Raw genomic sequence first — 17,288 nt, 5'->3', positions numbered from 1 at the left:
CGTCGGGCCTCCGGTCCGCTCAGCCTTCGTGCGGGACCGCTACTTGTTGCGGCTGTGGCCGTGCCGACTGGTGTGGCCGTTGCGGCTGGAGCGGCTGTGACGGTGCCCGTGCCGCGTGGAGTCGTCGCTGGATGTGTCCTTCCCGTGCTTGTGGTGCTTCGCCGGCATGAGAGCGGTGAAGATAGCCATACCGTGCCTCCTGAAATGTGCTCAGAGGGGATACGTGGAAGGGCCGCGCACGGATGGCGTTCCAGGGTAAAAACGGCGCTCCGCGGCAAAAGACGCCGGAGACGGCCGGGGCCGGGGCGGGAGCCGGGGAAGGGCGAAGGGGAGGGAGCCGGGGCGGGCGCCTCAGCCCAGCCGCGCCGCGAGCCCCCCGGTGCACCTGACTTCGTCGCCCGAGGTGATCAGCAGCGCCTCCACCCCCGGCAGGGACTCCAGCCAGGGCAGGGCCGTGCGCGACCCCATCGCGAAGGCCGCCGTCGCCCAGCAGTCCGCCCACGTCAGGGAGGGGGCCGTCACCGTCACCGCCACCAGGTCGGTGACCGCGGGACGGCCCGTGCGGGGGTCGATGATGTGGGCGCCGCGTTCCGCCGTGCCGGACGTGGCGACCGCCAGTTCACCGGTGCCGGCCGCGGAGATCACCGCGGCCAGGCCGCCGGGGCGCAACGGGTCCGCGACGCCGACCCGCCAGGGGCGCTCGGGGCCGGGCGAGCCGTACATCTGCACGTCCCCGCCGCCGTTGACGCTCACCCCGCTCACCCCGGCCCGCGCCAGCAGGCGTGCCGCGCGTTCCGCGGCCCAGCCCTTGACGATGCCGGTCGGGTCGAGGCGGCCCCCGTAACGCGGGCTGAACCAGCCGTCGCTGACCAGTTCGGCCTGCGCCGCCAGCTCCAGCACCTCGGCCACCTCGGGGTCACAGGCGTCCACGGTCAGCTCGTCGCGGGCCAGCCGGGAGAGCTGGCTGTCCTCGCGGTAGGTGCTGAACACCTCGTCCGCCCGGTGCAGTCCGGCGACGGCCTCGGCGAGCGCGGCCCGGACCGCCCGGGGGTCCCCGCCGCGGACGTCGAAGGAGAAGACCGTCCCCATGACCTCCTCCGTCCGGCGCACCGCGGCGGGAGTCGTCGCGTCCATATGGTCAGCCACCTGCCTTGTCCAGAGCCGACTGGAGTGACTGCCGGTACCCGGTGCTCGTGTAGGTCGCACCGGAGACCGCGTCGATCCGCGCGCTGCCGGCCGCGACCGCCTCCTGGTCGAGCCGGGGCACGGCCATCGCCGTCTTCTGGTCGCTGAGACCGCCCTTGGGCGCCTGCACGGCCTCCGCCTTGGTGATGCGGCCACCGCTCACCGTGATCCGCACCTGCACCGGGCCGTACTGCGTCCTCGCCACCTCGCCGGTGACGGTCCGCGCCCCGGCCGCGGGGCCGCCTTTGCCGAGCTTGTCCAGGGCCGACTGGAGCGACTGCTTGTACCCCGCGCTCGTGTACGTCGCACCGGACACCGCGTCGATGTCCGCGCTGCCCGCCGCCACCGCCGCCCGGTTCAGCCGCGGCACCGCCATCGCCGTGACCTGGTCGCTGTGCCCGCCCTTGGGCGCCTGCACCGCCTCGGCCTCGGTGATCCGGCCGCCGGCCACGGTGAGGCGCACCTGCACCGCCCCGTACTGGGTGCGGGCCACGTCCCCGGTGACCGTGCCCGCGGCGGCGCCGCCCTGCGCGGACGGCTGCGCGGCGGCCGGCGGCGGGGCGACGGCACCGGCCTGCGCCGACGCCGGGTCGGAGGCCGGTTTGAGGGTCAGCAGCAGGACGACACCGGACACGGTGGCGGCGGTCGCCAGCACGGCCCGCCGGACGGGGTGGTTCTTCCTCATCTGTGTGCAGCTCCCGCTCACATCTCGAACGACTCGTGGTGGATACGACGGGCGGGCACCCCGGCGCCCCGCAGCGCCTCGTACACCGACTGCGCGAACCCGGGCGGCCCGCACAGGAAGACGTCATGGCGGTCGACGTCCGGGATCTTGCGGCGCAGCGACTCGGGCGAGATGTCGGGGCGCTCCCCGTCGGGGCTGTTCACGGCGTACATCAGCCGCGCCCCGCGCTCGTCGGCGATCGTCGCCAGCTCGTCCCACAGGGCCAGGTCCTGTGTGCTGTTGGCCCGGTACAGCAGGGTGAGGTCGCCGGCCGCGCCCGGCAGGGTCTCGAACAGGGCCCGCATCGGCGTGATGCCCACCCCGCCCGCCACCAGCAGGACCTTGCCCCGGCTGCGCCGCTGCGCGGTCAGCGCGCCGTAGGGGCCCTCCGCCCACACCCGGGTGCCCGGCGTCAGCTCCCGCAGCCGGGAGCTGTGGTCGCCGATCGCCTTCACGGTGATCCGCAGCATGCCGGGGCGCGGCGCCGCCGACAGCGAGTACGGGTGGGAGCTGAACCGCATCCCCGGTGCCAGGAACCGCCAGCGGAAGAACTGGCCCGCCTCCGCGCCGATGCGATGCAGTTTGGTCCCGCTGATCAGGACCGACACGATGCCCGGCGTCTCCTCGATCACCGCCTCGACCCGCATGCGGTGGCGCAGGTTGAGCCGGAGCGGGGTGAGGACGCGGTACCAGAGCACCAGCGCGGTGACCGTGCCGTACAGCCCGTACCAGAAGCTCCTGGCGAGCGGTTCGACGGCGAAGTCGTTGCCGTCGCTGATCTGGTGCCAGAACGTCAGGAACACCGCCGCGTACGTCAGCAGATGGACGTGGTACCAGGTGTCGTAGCCCAGCCGGCGGCGCACGCCGCCGACCGAGAGCAGTCCGATGAGCAGCAGCAGACCGGTGCCGATCGCGGCCTTGCCCAGGTCGGGCAGCCGGGTGACCGAGTCGGCCGTCTGCGCGACGAGGTCGGTGACCGGTCTGCCCGCCTGGAGGGCGTAGCCCCACATGGTCAGGACGATGTGCGCGAGCACCAGGCTGAGCGTGTAACGGCCGCTCATGGCGTGCCAGCGGGCGACCCGGTCGGAGCCCACCCGCCGCTCCAGCGCAGGGACCCGCGCCATCTGCAGCACGACCAGCGCCATCAGATAGCCGGCGAGCAGCCCGGTGATCCGGCCCGCGCCCAGGACCCGTCCGGTGTCGTCCGCGATGGACGGCGTGTTGCGCCACCACAGCCACAACACGCCCGCCGCGCCCGCGCCCACGGCGAGCAGCAGCGCGGCGGCGGGGGAGCGGCGCGGGCGGATGCGGCGCATCGTCTGGCGACGGGCGGCACGGCCGCCGGCGAGCGTGGTGCTCACGAATCCTCCGGGGGGACGGGACCCTTGGCCCACACATACGCGCCGTCCCACGGGAGCGTTCAGAGTCCCGCCGAGTCCAGCGCGGACTGCAGCGACTGCTTGTAGCCGTCGCTGGTGTAGGTGGCGCCGGAGACGGAGTCGATGTCCGCGCTCTGCGCGTCCAGTGCCTCACGCCGGAGTTGGGGGATGGCGTAGGCGTTGATCTCCTGGTCGCGGGGGTTCTCCGTCGGGTAGACGACCGCGGTGACGTCGGTCAGCCTGCCGCCGGTGACGGTGACACGCACCTGGACGGGGCCCCAGCGGGTGTCGACGGAATCGCCGGTGGCGGTCCTGGTGCCGGTGGTACCGGGCGCCGCGCTCGAAGCAGCCGCGGGCTTGCGCGAGTCGGCGGTCGCGAGGGCCGGAGTGGTGTGCGGCTTCAGCGACAGCAACAGCACCATCCCGGAGACGGTGGCGGCGCTCGCCAGCACGATCCGGCGCAGCGGACGGTTCTTCCTCAGTGCGTGCACTTTCGCAGGCCTCACAGCTCGAACGACTCGTGGTGGATTCGCCGGTCCGGCACCCCGGCGGCGCGCAACTGCTCGTACACATAGGTGGCGAAGCCGTGCGGGCCGCACAGGTACACGTCGTACGCGGCCAGGTCCCCGAACGCCCTCCGCAGGGCGGCGGCCGACAGGTCGGGGCGTTCGCCGTGCGGCCCGTTGAGGGCGTACCGCACCCGGGCGCCGCGCCGGCGTGCCAGCGCCTCCAACTCCCCGCCGAGCGCCAGGTCCTCCACCCGGCGCGCCCGGTACAGCAGGGTCACCTCGCCCGGCAGCGTCTCGAACAGGGCGCGCAGCGGGGTGATGCCCACACCGCCCGCGATCAGCAGCGACTTCGCCGCCGTGCGCCGGTCGGCGGTGAGCGAGCCGTACGGCCCCTCCGCCCACACCCGGGTGCCCGGCCGCAGGACCGCCACGGCGGCGCTGTGCCCGCCGAGCGCCTTCACCGTGATCCGCATCCGGTCTTCGCGCGGCGGCGCCGACAGCGAGTACGGCGTCGACGTCCACGCCAGCCCCGGGGCGAGGAACCGCCAGCGGAAGAACTGCCCCGGCCGCGCCCCGAGTCGGTCCAGGTGCCGCCCGCGCACGACGACCGAGTACACACCCGGTGCCTCGGGGTGCACGGACTCCACGCGCAGCCGGTGCCGGGAGTTGAGCCGCCACGGTGTCAGCAGCCGGAACCACACCACCAGGGCGGCCGCGCCCAGGTACAGCGCGTACCAGAAGGCGGTCGCGACGGGCTTGCCGTTGAAGTCGTTGCCGAGGGTCAGCTGGTGGCCGAAGGCGAGGAAGACGGCGGCGTAGGTGAGCAGGTGGACGTAGTACCAGAACTCGTAGCCGGTGCGGCGGCGCACCGCGCGCGCCGAGGTGACGCCCACCGCGATCAGAATCACCGTGCCGGCGGTGGCCTTCAGCATGTCGGGGTAGTCCAGGACCACCGTCAGCGTCTCGTGCAGCAGTGAGGCGTGGTCCTGCGCGGCGTATCCGGCGAGGATCAGCGCGATGTGCGCGAGGAGAAGGCAGACCGTGTACCGGCCGGCCATGGCGTGCCAGCGGGCCACCCGGTCCGAGCCGATCCGCCGCTCCAGCAGCGGCACCCGGGCCATCAGCGCGACCAGGACCGCGCAGGCGTACCCGCACAGCAGCCCCGCGATCCGGCCGGCCCCGGTGAGCCAGCCCGCCGTACCCACCACCGTCGCGGTGTCCGACCACCACAGCGCGATCACCGCCGCGACCCCCGCCCATATCGCGGCCGCCACGGCGGCCGCGGGGGAGGGCCGGGCGGGCGACGCCACGGGCGGGGCGGCCCGCCGCTCGTCCACCGTCGTCATCAGTCGTGTCCTTTCGCCTGTCCGGGACGCAACTGTGCGGGGCGAACCTCTGAGGACCCTCTGAAACGGCGGCCTCAGCACGGACTCAAAGGAAACTCAGAGCCTCCACCGCCGTCCGCCGCCCGCGCGAGGGGCGATCCTGGAGACAGCCATGAACACCACCACCCGCTCCGGCCGCCCGGCGCTCACCCGCCCCGACGGCACGCCCCTGCGCGTCCTCGTCGTCGACGACGACCCCGACCTCGCCGAGGTCCTCTCCGGCGCCCTGCGCTACGAGGGCTGGCAGATCCGCACGGCCGGCGACGGCGCGGCGGCACTCACCGCCGCCCGCGAGCTGCTGCCCGACGCGGTCGTCCTGGACGTGATGCTCCCCGACACCGACGGCTTCGCCGTGCTGCGCGGCCTGCGGGCGGTCCGGCCCGACGTGTGCGTGCTGTTCCTCACCGCGCGCGACGCCGTGGAGGACCGCATCGCCGGCATCACGGCGGGCGGCGACGACTACGTCACCAAGCCGTTCAGCCTGGAGGAGGTCGTCGCCCGGCTGCGCGGTCTGCTGCGCCGCGCCGGCATGGCCCGCCAGAGCGAGGAGGGGGACCAGCTGGTCGTCGGCGACCTGGTCATGGACGAGGAGGCCCGCGAGGTCAGCCGCGCGGGGGAGCTGGTCGAGCTGTCCCCGACCGAGTTCGAGCTGCTGCGCTTCCTCATGCGCAACCCGCGCCGCGTGCTCAGCAAGGCCCAGATCCTCGACCGGGTCTGGTCCTACGACTTCGGCGGCCGCGCCCACGTCGTCGAGCTGTACATCTCCTACCTGCGCAAGAAGGTCGACGCCGGCCGGGAACCGATGATCCACACCGTGCGCGGCGCCGGATACGTGCTCAAGCCGGTGTCGTCGTGACGCCGCGCCCGCCCCGGCGGATCCGCCTTCCGTGGCCGCGGACGCTGCGGGCCCGGCTGACCGCCGGTCTGGTGGTGCTGCTGGCGATCAGCTGTGCCGCGGTCGGTGTGGCCGCCGTCGTGGAACTCGGCGGTTTCCTCACCAGCCGCCTCGACCAGCAGCTCACCGACGTCGGCAGCCGCTTCCCGGCCAGCCTGGAGCACGCCGGTCAGACGCCCGACGATCACGACGGCGACGAGCACGGCGACACCCGCCGCCAGGCCACCGGCACCTTCGGCGCCCGCCTGCTGAACGGCACGGTCACCAATGCGGCCGTGGTCCGCTCCGGCGACACGACGGCCGATCTGGGCGTCACCCTCTCGCCCCGCGACACGCGCACGCTGGCCGCCGTCCCGGTCGACGGCCGCGGCCACAGCGTCCATCTGTCCGCCCTGGACGACTACCGGGTGCTGGCCGGCCGGGGCCGGGACGGCGACGTACTGATCACCGGGCTGCCGCTGGAGCCCGTCGAGGCCGCCGTGCACCGGCTGGAGGCCGTCGCCGCGATCGTCTTCGGCGTCGCGCTCGCCGTGACCGGGGTGGCCGGGGCGCTGTGGGTGCGCTGGTCGCTGCGGCCGCTCAGCCGGGTCGCGGCGACCGCCACCCGGGTCAGCGAGCTGCCCCTGGCCAGCGGAGAGGTGGCGCTGCCGCCACGGGCGCCGGAGTCCGACCCGCGCGGTGAGGTGGGGCGGGTCGCCGCCGCCTTCAACCGCATGCTCGGTCACGTCGAGGACGCGCTGACGAAACGGCACGCCAGCCAGGAGCGGCTGCGCCGTTTCGCGGCCGACGCCAGCCATGAGCTGCGTACCCCCGTCGCCTCGGTGCGCGGGCACGCCGAGCTGGCGCTGCTGCACCCCGGGCCGGTGCCGCCCGAGATCAGCCGAGCCCTGGAGCGCATCGCCGCCGAGTCCTCCCGGATGGGCGAGATGGTCGACGAGATGCTGCTGCTGGCCCGCCTGGACGCGGGCCGCCCGCTGGAGAGCCGGCCGGTCGACCTCACCCGCCTGGTGCTGGACGCGGTCACCGACGCCCGCGCCGCAGGCCCCGGCCACCGCTGGACGCTGGACCTGCCGGAGGAGCCGGTGACGGTCACCGGCGACGCCCACCGGCTGCAGCAGGTGCTGGCCAACCTGCTGGCCAACGCCCGCGGCCACACCCCCGCCGGTACGCAGGTCACGGTGTCCCTGACGTCCGACGGCCCGGACGCGGTCCTCACGGTCCACGACGACGGCCCCGGAATCCCCGCCGACCTCCAGCCGGAGATCTTCGAACGCTTCACCCGGGCCGACCACCGCCGCACGAACGCCCCCGGCGGAGGCGCGGGCCTGGGCCTGTCGATCGTGTCGGCGGTGGTGAGGGCGCACGGGGGGAGCGTGGAGGTGGAGAGCAAGCCCGGCTCGACGGCCTTCACGGTGCGGCTGCCCGCCCGGCAGGGGCGCGGGGAAGTGCGCACGGCACGCTAATACCGCGTGACAGCCGTGACTCCGTCCACCGTGCCCACGGCAATGTGCGGCTTCCTGGACGGCACAGCCCACCGCACGATGCGTCTCACCGCGTCCCTCGGCACCGACACACAACCCGCCGTGGCACCGCGGCCGTTGACATGCAGGAAGATGCCCGCGCCGCGACCCCGCACCGGGGCCCGGTAGTTGAACCCCACGACGAGCGCGTAGGCGTACTGCGTGCGGTAGTCCGCGAGGTGCTCCGCCTCCGCGGCCCGGCAGTCGGACGCCAGCGGCTCGCTCCACCGGTTGTACGCCCGCGAACCGTTGTCCTGGCACCACCAGGAGTCCTGCCGCACCGCCCGGTACGGCATCCGTGTCCCGCGAGGGGCGGACTCGACCCCGAAGGCGAACGGCAGCTCGTACAGCCCCGTGGGCGTCGTGTTGGTCCCCTGCCGCCGGGCCGCGCCCTCGACGAGCCCGTTGGCCCCGAACCGGGCCGGCGCGGAGCCTGCCCGCACCCACCGCCCGCCGCGCAGGTCCCACCAGCTGAGTGTGCCCGTCGTCGAGGAGGTGCCCGCCGCCCGGGCGACGATCAGCTGCGTGCCGCCGCCGGTGTCCCGCATCCGCTCGGGCAGCGGGACCTCGCCGCCGGGGGCGGCACCGAGGACGAGGAGGCCCGCGCAGGCGAGGGCGGGGGCGGCGACACGGGAGCGCATGGCTCAGACCGTAGACGGCGGCAGCGGCAGCGGCAGCCCGGGCAGGCCGTCCAGGCTCGTCGCGATGTGCTCCTTCTTGGTGAAGTACGCGCTGAGCGAGGCGTCGTCCTCGCGGGCGAACCGCTTGGCGTGCAGATCGCGCTCGGCGTCGTAGGACATGAACGGCACCGCGTATCCGCAGGTGTCGCGGACGAGTTCGGCGTGCACCACGATGACCGCCCGCAGGCCGTGCGGGGTGGGGTCGATGTCCGGGAAGTGGGTGAGCAGTTCCGGGAAGCGGGGGTCGTCGCGGAAGACGGGCTCGCCGCGGCCGTGCACGCGCACGATGTTCGGCGGGCCCTGGAAGGCGGTCCACATCAGTGTGATGCGGCCGTTCTCCCGCAGGTGGGCGATGGTCTCGGCGTTGGACCCGGCGAAGTCCAGATAGGCCACGGTGTGCTCGTCGAGCACCGCGAAGGACCCCTTGAGCCCTTTGGGGGAGAGGTTGATCGTGCCGTCGCCGTCGAGGGGCGCGGTCGCCGTGAAGAAGAGGGGCTGCTCCTCGATGAAGGTGCGGAGCCTGCCGTCGATGCGCTCATAGGTCTTTCCCATGTCTAAGGATTATTGATCAGATTCGTTCGACTGTCTAAGGAATTCACGGCTCTGTTCCGCGTCTCCGGAGAGGGCGGATTGACGAACCATGCAGAGTTCTGCATACTCATGCATGTCAGCGAATGCACTGTGAGGAGAAACCCGTGACCGAGCGCGTCGTACTCGCCTACTCAGGCGGTCTGGACACCTCCGTCGCCATCGGCTGGATCGCCGAGGAGACGGGCGCCGAGGTCATCGCCGTTGCGGTCGACGTCGGCCAGGGCGGCGAGGACCTGGACGTCATCCGCAAGCGCGCGCTCGCCTGCGGTGCCGTCGAGGCCGAGGTCGCCGATGCCAAGGACGAGTTCGCCGACGAGTACTGCCTCCCGGCGATCAAGGCCAACGCCCTGTACATGGACCGCTACCCGCTGGTCTCCGCCCTCTCCCGGCCGACCATCGTCAAGCACCTCGTCGCCGCCGCCCAGAAGCACGGCGCCACCACGGTCGCCCACGGCTGCACCGGCAAGGGCAACGACCAGGTCCGCTTCGAGGCCGGCATCGTCGCCCTCGCCCCCGACCTGAAGTGCATCGCCCCGGTCCGCGACTACGCGATGACCCGGGACAAGGCCATCGCGTTCTGCGAGGAGAAGAACCTCCCGATCGCGACCACCAAGAAGTCCCCGTACTCCATCGACCAGAACGTCTTCGGCCGGGCCGTCGAGACCGGCTTCCTCGAGGACATCTGGAACGCCCCGATCGAGGACATCTACGAGTACACCCAGAACCCGGCCGTCGCCCGCGAGGCCGACGAGGTGATCATCTCCTTCAAGGAGGGCGTCCCGGTCGCCATCGACGGCAAGCCCGTCACCGTCCTGCAGGCCATCCAGCAGCTCAACGAGCGGGCCGGCGCCCAGGGCATCGGCCGGATCGACATGGTCGAGGACCGTCTCGTCGGCATCAAGTCCCGCGAGGTCTACGAGGCCCCCGGCGCGATCGCCCTGATCACCGCCCACCAGGAGCTGGAGAACGTCACCGTCGAGCGCGAGCTGGCCCGCTACAAGCGCCAGGTCGAGCAGCGCTGGGGCGAGCTGGTCTACGACGGCCAGTGGTTCTCCCCGCTCAAGCGCGCCCTGGACGGCTTCATCAACGAGGCCAACCAGCACGTCACCGGCGACATCCGGATGACCCTGCACGGCGGCCGCGCGGTCGTCACCGGCCGGCGCTCGGCGGAGTCGCTGTACGACTTCAACCTCGCCACCTACGACACGGGCGACACCTTCGACCAGTCCGCGGCCAAGGGCTTCATCGACATCTACAGCCTGTCGTCGAAGATCGCCGCCAAGCGCGACCTGACCTGACCCGCACGGGTCACCTCACGCGCAACAGCCTGACAGCCGCCTCCCCGCCTGGAAGTGTGGGGAGGCGGTGGCACATCCCGAGCCCGATCCACAGCCTTCCCCCAGCTTCGAGGAGCAACGCAAGTGAGCAGCAACAGCGGTGACGTACGGCTCTGGGGCGGCCGTTTCGCCGACGGTCCCGCCGACGCCCTGGCGAAGCTGTCCGCATCCGTCCACTTCGACTGGCGGCTCGCGCCGTACGACATCGCCGGCTCGCGTGCCCACGCGCGCGTGCTGCACAAGGCGGGGCTCCTCACCGAGGACGAGCTGAACCGGATGCTCGCCGGGCTCGACCGGCTCGAGGCCGACGTGGCCGCCGGCACCTTCGTCGGCACCATCGCCGACGAGGACGTGCACACCGCCCTGGAGCGCGGCCTGCTGGAGCGGCTCGGCCCCGACCTCGGCGGCAAGCTGCGCGCCGGCCGCTCCCGCAACGACCAGGTGGCGACCCTCTTCCGGATGTACCTGCGGGACCACGCCCGGATCATCGGCGGCCTGATCGCCGAGCTGCAGGAGGCGCTGATCGGCCTCGCCGAGGCCCATCCGGACGTGGCCATGCCCGGCCGCACCCATCTCCAGCACGCCCAGCCGGTGCTCTTCGCCCACCACGTCCTCGCGCACGTGCAGTCCCTGTCCCGGGACGCCGAGCGGCTGCGCCAGTGGGACGAGCGCACCGCCGTCTCGCCGTACGGCTCGGGCGCCCTGGCCGGCTCCTCCCTCGGGCTGGACCCGCAGGCGGTCGCCGCCGACCTCGGCTTCGAACACGGCAGCGTCGGCAACTCCATCGACGGCACGGCCTCCCGCGACTTCGTCGCCGAGTTCGCCTTCATCACCGCGATGATCGGGGTGAACCTCTCCCGGATCGCCGAGGAGATCATCATCTGGAACACGAAGGAGTTCTCCTTCGTGACGCTGCACGACGCGTTCTCCACCGGCTCGTCGATCATGCCGCAGAAGAAGAACCCGGACATCGCCGAGCTGGCGCGCGGCAAGTCCGGCCGTCTGATCGGCAACCTCACCGGCCTGATGGCCACCCTGAAGGCCCTCCCCCTCGCGTACAACCGCGACCTGCAGGAGGACAAGGAGCCCGTCTTCGACTCCTGCGACCAGCTCGAGGTCCTGCTGCCGGCCTTCACCGGCATGATCGCCACCCTCACCGTCAACCGCGAGCGCATGGAGGAACTGGCCCCGGCCGGCTTCTCCCTCGCCACCGACATCGCCGAGTGGCTGGTCAAGCAGGGCGTGCCCTTCCGGGTCGCGCACGAGGTGGCCGGCGAGTGCGTGAAGGTCGCCGAGGCCGAGGGCAAGGAGCTGGACGCCCTCACGGACGAACAGTTCGCGAAGATCTCCGCCCATCTCACCCCCGAGGTGCGCTCGGTCCTCGACGTGCCCGGCGCCCTGGCCTCCCGCGACGGCCGCGGCGGCACGGCGCCCAGCGCGGTCGCCGTCCAGCTGACCGAGGTCAAGGCGGACGTGGCGGCGCAGCAGGAGTGGGCGAACGCCAAGAAGTAGCACCGGCACGTGACGCGAGGGCGTCGCGGGTTACGTTGGACCGGCACCAGGCCGACCGAACGGAGCCCGCGATGCCCTTCGCACGTCTCGCGACCGCCACGACGCCCACCTGCCACATCGGCCTGGGCCTCGCCGCCGTCGGCCGCCCCGGGTACATCAACCTCGGCCGCGAGGACGACCTCGGAGAGGACCGCAGCGTCGACGCCCTGCGCGAGCGCACCCACGAACTCCTCGACGCCGCCTACGCCCAGGGCGTGCGGTACATCGACGCGGCCCGCTCCTACGGGCGCTCCGAGGAGTTCCTCGCCGACTGGCTGAAGGCCCGCCCAGGGATCGAGGACGTCGTCGTCGGCAGCAAGTGGGGCTACACCTACACCGCCGACTGGTCCACCGACGCCGCGCAGCACGAGGTCAAGGACCACAGCCTCGCCACCTATGAGCGCCAGCGCGCCGAGACCGACGCCCTCCTCGCGGACCGGCTCGACCTCTACCAGATCCACTCCGTCACCCCGGACAGCCCGGCCCTCACCGACAAGGACCTGCACGCCCGGCTCGCCGAGGCCGCCGCGCAGGGCGTCACCATCGGGTTCTCCACCAGCGGTCCGGCCCAGGCGGAGGCCGTCCGCGCAGCCCTCGCGGTGACCGTCGACGGCGAGCCCCTCTTCCGGACCGTTCAGTCCACCTTCAACCTGCTGGAGACCTCCGCCGGCCCCGCCCTCGCCGAGGCGCACGCCGCGGGGCTCACGGTGATCGTCAAGGAGGGCATGGCCAACGGGCGCCTGGCCGGTGCGCAGGCCCCGGAAGCCCTGCGGGCCGTGGCCGCGTCCACCGGCCTCGGCTGCGACGCCGTGGCCCTCGCGTACGTGCTGAGCCGGCCGTGGGCGGGCGTCGTCCTGTCCGGCGCGGCGACCACCCGGCAGCTCGCGTCCAACCTGCACGCGGCCGTCGTGGACCTGGACGAGGACCAGCTCACCCGGCTCGCCGCCCTGGCCGAGGAGCCGCACGCCTACTGGGAGCACCGCAGCCGGCTGCCCTGGCACTGAGCTTTCCCCCTGAGACCTCTCCGGCGAGACCCCTCGGTGAGTCACGCACGCCCTCAATGAGACACGAATGTCTCATGTGGTCTATCCTTGTCTCATGGCTGTCGATCGTGACCACGTGCTGCGCAGCGCCGCGGCGCTGCTGACCCGGAAATCCACCGCGACCATGGACGAGGTCGCCAAGGCCGCCGGGATCAGCCGCGCCACCCTGCACCGGCAGTTCGCCGGACGGGACGCGCTGGTCCGGGCGCTGGAGGCGCTCGGCATCGCCGAGTGCGAGGCGGCGCTGGACGCGGCCCGGCTCGACGACGGCCCGCCCGCGGACGCCGTTCACCGGCTGGTGCGGGAGATCGAACCCGCCGCCGGCCTGATCGCCTTCCTCTACACGGAGAACCAGCTGTTCGAGGGCGAGGAGCAGAACGCCGGCTGGGCCCGCATCGACGAGCGCATGACGGCCCTGTTCCGGCGCGGCCAGGAGAGCGGCGAGTTCCGTATCGACCTCACCCCGGTCTGGCTCACCGAGGCGCTGTACGGCCTGCTGGCCTCCGGCGCCTGGGCGGTGACCGAGGGCCGGGTGGCCCCCAAGGACTTCACCTACATGATCGTCGAGCTGCTGCTCGGCGGCGCACGACGCAACGACCCGATCAGAAGAGAGGAATCATGACCAGCACCCTGCAGCCGGCCGGCACGACGGAGGCGGTGAAGCGTCCGGGCCGCTGGCTCGCGCTGTCCGTCCTCGTCCTGGCCGTGCTGCTGGTGGCCGTCGACGCCACCGTCCTCGGCCTCGCGACCCCCTACATCAGCGAAGACCTGAAGCCGTCCGGCACCCAGCTGCTCTGGATCGGCGACGTCTACTCCTTCGTCATCGCCGGCCTGCTGGTCTCCATGGGCAGCCTCGGCGACCGCATCGGCCGCAAGCGGATCCTGCTGGTCGGCGCCACCGCCTTCGGTGCCGTCTCCGTGCTCAACGCCTACGCCACCACACCCGAGCTGATGATCCTGGCCCGGGCGCTGCTCGGCGTCGCCGGTGCCACGCTGATGCCGGCCACCCTCGCCCTGATCCGCAACATCTTCCACGACCCGCGCGAGCGCAGCCTCGCCATCGGCATCTGGGGCGCCACCGCGTCCGCCGGCACCGCCGTCGGCCCGATCGCGGGCGGCTTCCTGCTGGAGCACTTCTGGTGGGGTTCGGTCTTCCTCATCAACCTGCCGGTGATGGCGGTGCTGGTGCTGGTCGGCGTCAAGACGCTGCCGGAGTCCCGCAACCCCGACCCGGGCCCCTGGGACCTGCGCAGCGTCCTGCTGTCACTGCTCGGCATGATCGGCGTCGTCTACGCGGTCAAGGAGCTGGCCTCGCACGGCTTCAGCCTGCCGACCCTCGCCGTGGGCCTGCTCGGCGCGGCCGCCCTCTACGGCTTCGTCCACCGTCAGCTGACCATGCCGGTCCCGCTGCTGGACATGCGGCTGTTCCGCAACCGCGGCTTCAGCGGCGCCGTGCTGGCCGACCTGCTCACCGTCCTCGGCATGTCGGGGCTGGTGTTCTTCCTGTCCCAGTACCTGCAGTTGGTGCAGGGCAGGCGCCCCTTCGAGGCGGGCCTGGCCGAAGTCCCGGCCGCCGTCGGCGCGGTGGCGGCCGGTCTGATCGCGGGGCGTGCGGCACGCCGCTTCTCGGTCCGTGCGGTGGTCTCCGGCGGACTCGCCGCGGTCGGCCTCGCGCTGGCCGCGCTGACCCTGCTGGGCCGGTCGACGGGCTACCCCGTCCTCGGCACCGTGCTGCTGGTCGTCGGCATCGGCGCCGGCTTCTCGTTCACGGTCACCGCCGACGTGATCCTCTCCAGCGTCCCCAAGGACCAGGCGGGCGCCGCCTCCGCGGTCTCCGAGACGGCGTACGAACTCGGCGCCGCCCTCGGCATCGCCGTCCTCGGCTCCATCGTGACGGGCGTCTACCGCGGCTTCGAGGCCCCGGCCGGCACCCCGGCCGAGGCCCACGAATCACTCGGCGGCGCGGTGGAGGCAGCCCACGCCCTGCCGGCCGGCACGGCACAGACGCTGCTGGACGCGGCCCGCCAGTCCTTCGTGGACGGCCTCGCCCTGGCCTCCGGAGCGGGCGCGGCGGTCCTGCTGGCGGCGGCTGCCGCAGCGTGGTTCATGCTGCGAGGCCAACGGCTGGGGAACTGAGCAGGGCCCCGCGTCCGGACCGACGGCGGGTCGTCCCACCGAGGGGCGCGGGGAACTGCGCGGCCGGCGACGACGACGCCGCACCCGCCGTACAGCGCACAGCTGTACGGCGGGTGGGCGCCCCGTCTGGAACTACGCCGCTTCCTTGGCCTTGCTCGCGTACATGTCGACGTACTCCTGCCCCGACAGCCGCATCACCTCGGCCATCACGGAGTCCGTCACGGCCCGCAGCACGTACCGGTCCCGGTCCATCCCCTCGTACCGGGAGAACTCCATCGGCTCACCGAACCGCACGGTGACCTGCCCCGGCCGGGGCATCCCCGCCCCGCCCGGCTGGACCTTGTCCGTGCCGATCATGGCGAACGGCACCACCGGCGCGCCGGTCATCAGCGTCAAACGCGCGATACCGGTGCGCCCCCGGTACAGCCGCCCGTCGGGCGAGCGGGTGCCCTCGGGGTAGATGCCGAAGACCTTGCCCTCCTCCAGGATCCGGCGGCCGGTCATCAGCGCCGCGACACCGCCGCGGCCGCCGTCGCGGTCGACCGGGATCATGCCGACGCCGGTGAAGAACCAGGCCATCAGCCGGCCCTTGAAGCCCTTGCCGGTGACGTACTCGTCCTTGCCGATGAAGAACACCTGACGGTCGCAGACGACCGGCAGGATCATCGAGTCGATGAAGGTGAGGTGGTTGCCGGCGAGGATCACCGGGCCGTCGCCCGGGATGTGCTCGGCGCCCTCGACCCGGAAACGGAACATCAGGCGCATGACCGGTCCGAGCACTGCCTTGATGATCGCGAAGCGGGACAACGGGCCCTCCGGTGTCAAGGGAGTCGGTATGAGTCTGTGCAGGTGAGGACGATACTCGCGGGCATGGGGCCGGCGCACATCGGGTTCACCGAGGTCTTACGCACTGTTGACGCCGGTTCACCTGCGGTGCCGCCGTGTGGACGGCGTATGACAGGCGGGTGACGATGTGACCGACGGCTCACCCGGACGCCGCACGAGTACCCCGACGGTGGGTCAGCAGCCGGGGTATGAGACGAAATACGACATCCGCAGTCATCCGCGCGTTTCCGCCAGGGCCTCCCCTTCGTCATGTGCACGCCCCTACGATCGCCGCGCACGGACATCGAGGGGCAGGAGGTCGCACATGGGCACGCAGGAGTCGCGGGAGACCGAGGGGACGACGAACGGGGGGACCGGACGCCGCGCGCTGCTCGGCGCCGCGGTGCTCGGCGCGGGCGCCTCCGTGCTGGGACTCACCGGCACGGCGCGGGCGGCCGGCGGTGCCGCGCGGCACGGCGGAGGGCTGAAGAGCCTGCCCGTGCCGACGGTCATCGGGCACCGCGGCGCGAGCGGTTACCGGCCGGAGCACACCTTCGGCTCCTACCAACTGGCCCTCGACCTGGGCGCCGACATCGTCGAGGCCGGCGACCTGGTGCCCACGAGGGACGGGCATCTGGTGTGCCGGCACGAGCCGGAGATCGGCGGCACCACGGACGTCGCCGACCATCCCGAGTTCGCCGACCGCAAGACCACCAAGACGCTCGACGGCGTGCCCACCACCGGCTGGTTCACGGAGGACTTCACGCTCGCCGAGCTGAAGCGGCTGCGCGCGATCGAGCGCATCCCGGCCAACCGGCCGCACAACACGCTCTACAACGGCCGCTGGGAGATCCCCACCTTCGAAGAGGTCCTGAAGTGGCAGGACGAGCAGACCCGCAAGCGCGGCAAGCAGGTGTGGATCTACCCCGAGACCAAGCACCCGACCTACTTCCGCAAGCTGGGCCTCGGCCTGGAGGAGCGGGTGGCCAAGCTGCTGCACAAGTACGGCAAGGACAAGCGCACCTCGCCGGTCATCCTGCAGTCCTTCGAACCGACCAGCATCCAGCGGCTGAACAAGCTCGTCGACAACCCGCTGGTCGTCCTGCTGTCGTCCGCGAGCAGCCGTCCGTACGACTTCGTCGACTCCGGTGACCCGCGCACGGTCGCCGACCTGATCACCCCGAAGGGCCTGCGCGAGATCGCCGGCTACGCACAGGGCATCGGGCCGACCCTCGACCTGGTCATCCCCAAGGACGCGAACGGGAACCTCGGCCGGCCCACCACGCTCGTCGCCGACGCGCACAAGGTGGGCCTGGTCCTGCACCCCTACACCATGCGCAACGAGAACCCCTTCCTGCCGACGGCCTTCCGCAAGGGGACCGGTGCCGACGCCTACGGCGACGCGTTCGGCGCCTTCCGGACCTACTTCGCCACCGGCATCGACGGCGTCTTCACCGACAACCCGGACACCGGACTGCTGGCCCGCGAGGCCTTCGTCAACGGCTGACCGACTCGTTGGAGTGACCTC

The 17,288-nt window shown here is 72.4% G+C and carries 17 protein-coding genes; 8 read left to right on the top strand and 9 right to left on the bottom strand.

Annotated features, from left to right (window positions below):
• Positions 1–39: 39 nt before the first annotated feature.
• The 6 genes from AB0E88_RS07360 to AB0E88_RS07335 all read right to left on the bottom strand — a co-directional run bounded on the left by AB0E88_RS07360 (position 40) and on the right by AB0E88_RS07335 (position 5,143).
• Positions 40–189: a hypothetical protein gene (locus AB0E88_RS07360; RefSeq protein ID WP_361625286.1), complete on the bottom strand. Its 150-nt coding sequence runs from the start codon at positions 187–189 to the stop codon at positions 40–42.
• A 162-nt stretch (positions 190–351) separates the two neighbouring features.
• Positions 352–1,134, bottom strand: a complete 783-nt coding sequence (locus AB0E88_RS07355; protein ID WP_361625283.1) for an FAD:protein FMN transferase — start codon at positions 1,132–1,134, stop codon at positions 352–354.
• 4 nt (positions 1,135–1,138) lie between these two features.
• Entirely contained in the window at positions 1,139–1,870 is a 732-nt protein-coding gene (locus AB0E88_RS07350) for an FMN-binding protein (protein WP_361625280.1), read from the bottom strand.
• Between the two features lie 17 nt (positions 1,871–1,887).
• Positions 1,888–3,270, bottom strand: a complete 1,383-nt coding sequence (locus AB0E88_RS07345) for a ferredoxin reductase family protein (RefSeq protein WP_361625277.1) — start codon at positions 3,268–3,270, stop codon at positions 1,888–1,890.
• A 59-nt stretch (positions 3,271–3,329) separates the two neighbouring features.
• Positions 3,330–3,779, bottom strand: coding sequence for an FMN-binding protein (locus AB0E88_RS07340; protein WP_361625274.1), 450 nt, complete (start codon positions 3,777–3,779; stop codon positions 3,330–3,332).
• 11 nt (positions 3,780–3,790) lie between these two features.
• Complete coding sequence (locus tag AB0E88_RS07335) at positions 3,791–5,143, bottom strand: ferric reductase-like transmembrane domain-containing protein (protein ID WP_361625271.1); 1,353 nt, start codon at positions 5,141–5,143, stop codon at positions 3,791–3,793.
• A 151-nt stretch (positions 5,144–5,294) separates the two neighbouring features.
• Between AB0E88_RS07335 and AB0E88_RS07330 the strand changes: the two genes are divergently transcribed.
• Together AB0E88_RS07330 and AB0E88_RS07325 are read left to right on the top strand one after the other, a co-directional pair.
• Positions 5,295–6,038 carry a response regulator transcription factor gene (locus tag AB0E88_RS07330; protein ID WP_361625268.1) on the top strand — a complete coding sequence of 248 codons (744 nt, stop codon included), beginning with the start codon at positions 5,295–5,297 and terminating at the stop codon, positions 6,036–6,038.
• A gap of 20 nt (positions 6,039–6,058) precedes the next feature.
• The gene (locus tag AB0E88_RS07325; RefSeq protein WP_361625947.1) at positions 6,059–7,540 is read left to right on the top strand and encodes a HAMP domain-containing sensor histidine kinase; all 1,482 of its coding nucleotides are present in this window, start codon (positions 6,059–6,061) and stop codon (positions 7,538–7,540) included.
• Here AB0E88_RS07325 and AB0E88_RS07320 read toward each other — a convergent pair.
• Positions 7,537–8,238 carry a L,D-transpeptidase family protein gene (locus tag AB0E88_RS07320; RefSeq protein WP_361625265.1) on the bottom strand — a complete coding sequence of 234 codons (702 nt, stop codon included), beginning with the start codon at positions 8,236–8,238 and terminating at the stop codon, positions 7,537–7,539. The two genes, AB0E88_RS07325 and AB0E88_RS07320, sit on opposite strands and share 4 nt — an antisense overlap.
• 3 nt (positions 8,239–8,241) lie before the next feature.
• Positions 8,242–8,829, bottom strand: a complete 588-nt coding sequence (locus AB0E88_RS07315; RefSeq protein ID WP_361625262.1) for a pyridoxamine 5'-phosphate oxidase family protein — start codon at positions 8,827–8,829, stop codon at positions 8,242–8,244.
• Positions 8,830–8,972: 143 nt separating this feature from the next.
• Here AB0E88_RS07315 and AB0E88_RS07310 point away from each other — a divergent pair, with 143 nt between their 5' ends.
• From AB0E88_RS07310 to AB0E88_RS07290, 5 genes are all read left to right on the top strand, one after another.
• Positions 8,973–10,166: an argininosuccinate synthase gene (locus AB0E88_RS07310; protein WP_361625259.1), complete on the top strand. Its 1,194-nt coding sequence runs from the start codon at positions 8,973–8,975 to the stop codon at positions 10,164–10,166.
• A gap of 123 nt (positions 10,167–10,289) precedes the next feature.
• Positions 10,290–11,717, top strand: coding sequence for an argininosuccinate lyase (gene argH, locus AB0E88_RS07305; protein WP_361625256.1), 1,428 nt, complete (start codon positions 10,290–10,292; stop codon positions 11,715–11,717).
• Positions 11,718–11,788: 71 nt separating this feature from the next.
• Positions 11,789–12,760 (top strand): aldo/keto reductase, encoded by a 972-nt coding sequence (locus AB0E88_RS07300; RefSeq protein WP_361625253.1) that lies wholly within the window; start codon positions 11,789–11,791, stop codon positions 12,758–12,760.
• Between the two features lie 94 nt (positions 12,761–12,854).
• Positions 12,855–13,421 carry a helix-turn-helix domain-containing protein gene (locus AB0E88_RS07295; RefSeq protein ID WP_361625250.1) on the top strand — a complete coding sequence of 189 codons (567 nt, stop codon included), beginning with the start codon at positions 12,855–12,857 and terminating at the stop codon, positions 13,419–13,421.
• Positions 13,418–14,935 (top strand): MFS transporter, encoded by a 1,518-nt coding sequence (locus AB0E88_RS07290; RefSeq protein ID WP_361625247.1) that lies wholly within the window; start codon positions 13,418–13,420, stop codon positions 14,933–14,935. The genes AB0E88_RS07295 and AB0E88_RS07290 overlap by 4 nt, the downstream gene beginning before the upstream one ends.
• 132 nt (positions 14,936–15,067) lie before the next feature.
• Here the strand turns inward: AB0E88_RS07290 and AB0E88_RS07285 are convergent, their stop codons facing one another.
• Positions 15,068–15,742, bottom strand: a complete 675-nt coding sequence (locus tag AB0E88_RS07285; protein ID WP_361625244.1) for a lysophospholipid acyltransferase family protein — start codon at positions 15,740–15,742, stop codon at positions 15,068–15,070.
• Positions 15,743–16,085: 343 nt separating this feature from the next.
• Here AB0E88_RS07285 and AB0E88_RS07280 point away from each other — a divergent pair, with 343 nt between their 5' ends.
• Entirely contained in the window at positions 16,086–17,267 is a 1,182-nt protein-coding gene (locus AB0E88_RS07280) for a glycerophosphodiester phosphodiesterase (RefSeq protein WP_361625241.1), read from the top strand.
• Positions 17,268–17,288 lie beyond the last annotated feature (21 nt).

Source organism: Streptomyces sp. NPDC028635 (assembly GCF_040637635.1).
In the GTDB taxonomy this organism is placed as follows: domain Bacteria; phylum Actinomycetota; class Actinomycetes; order Streptomycetales; family Streptomycetaceae; genus Streptomyces.
Note: the sequence above shows the minus strand (reverse complement) of the source record. Positions and strands in the feature narration are given on the sequence as shown.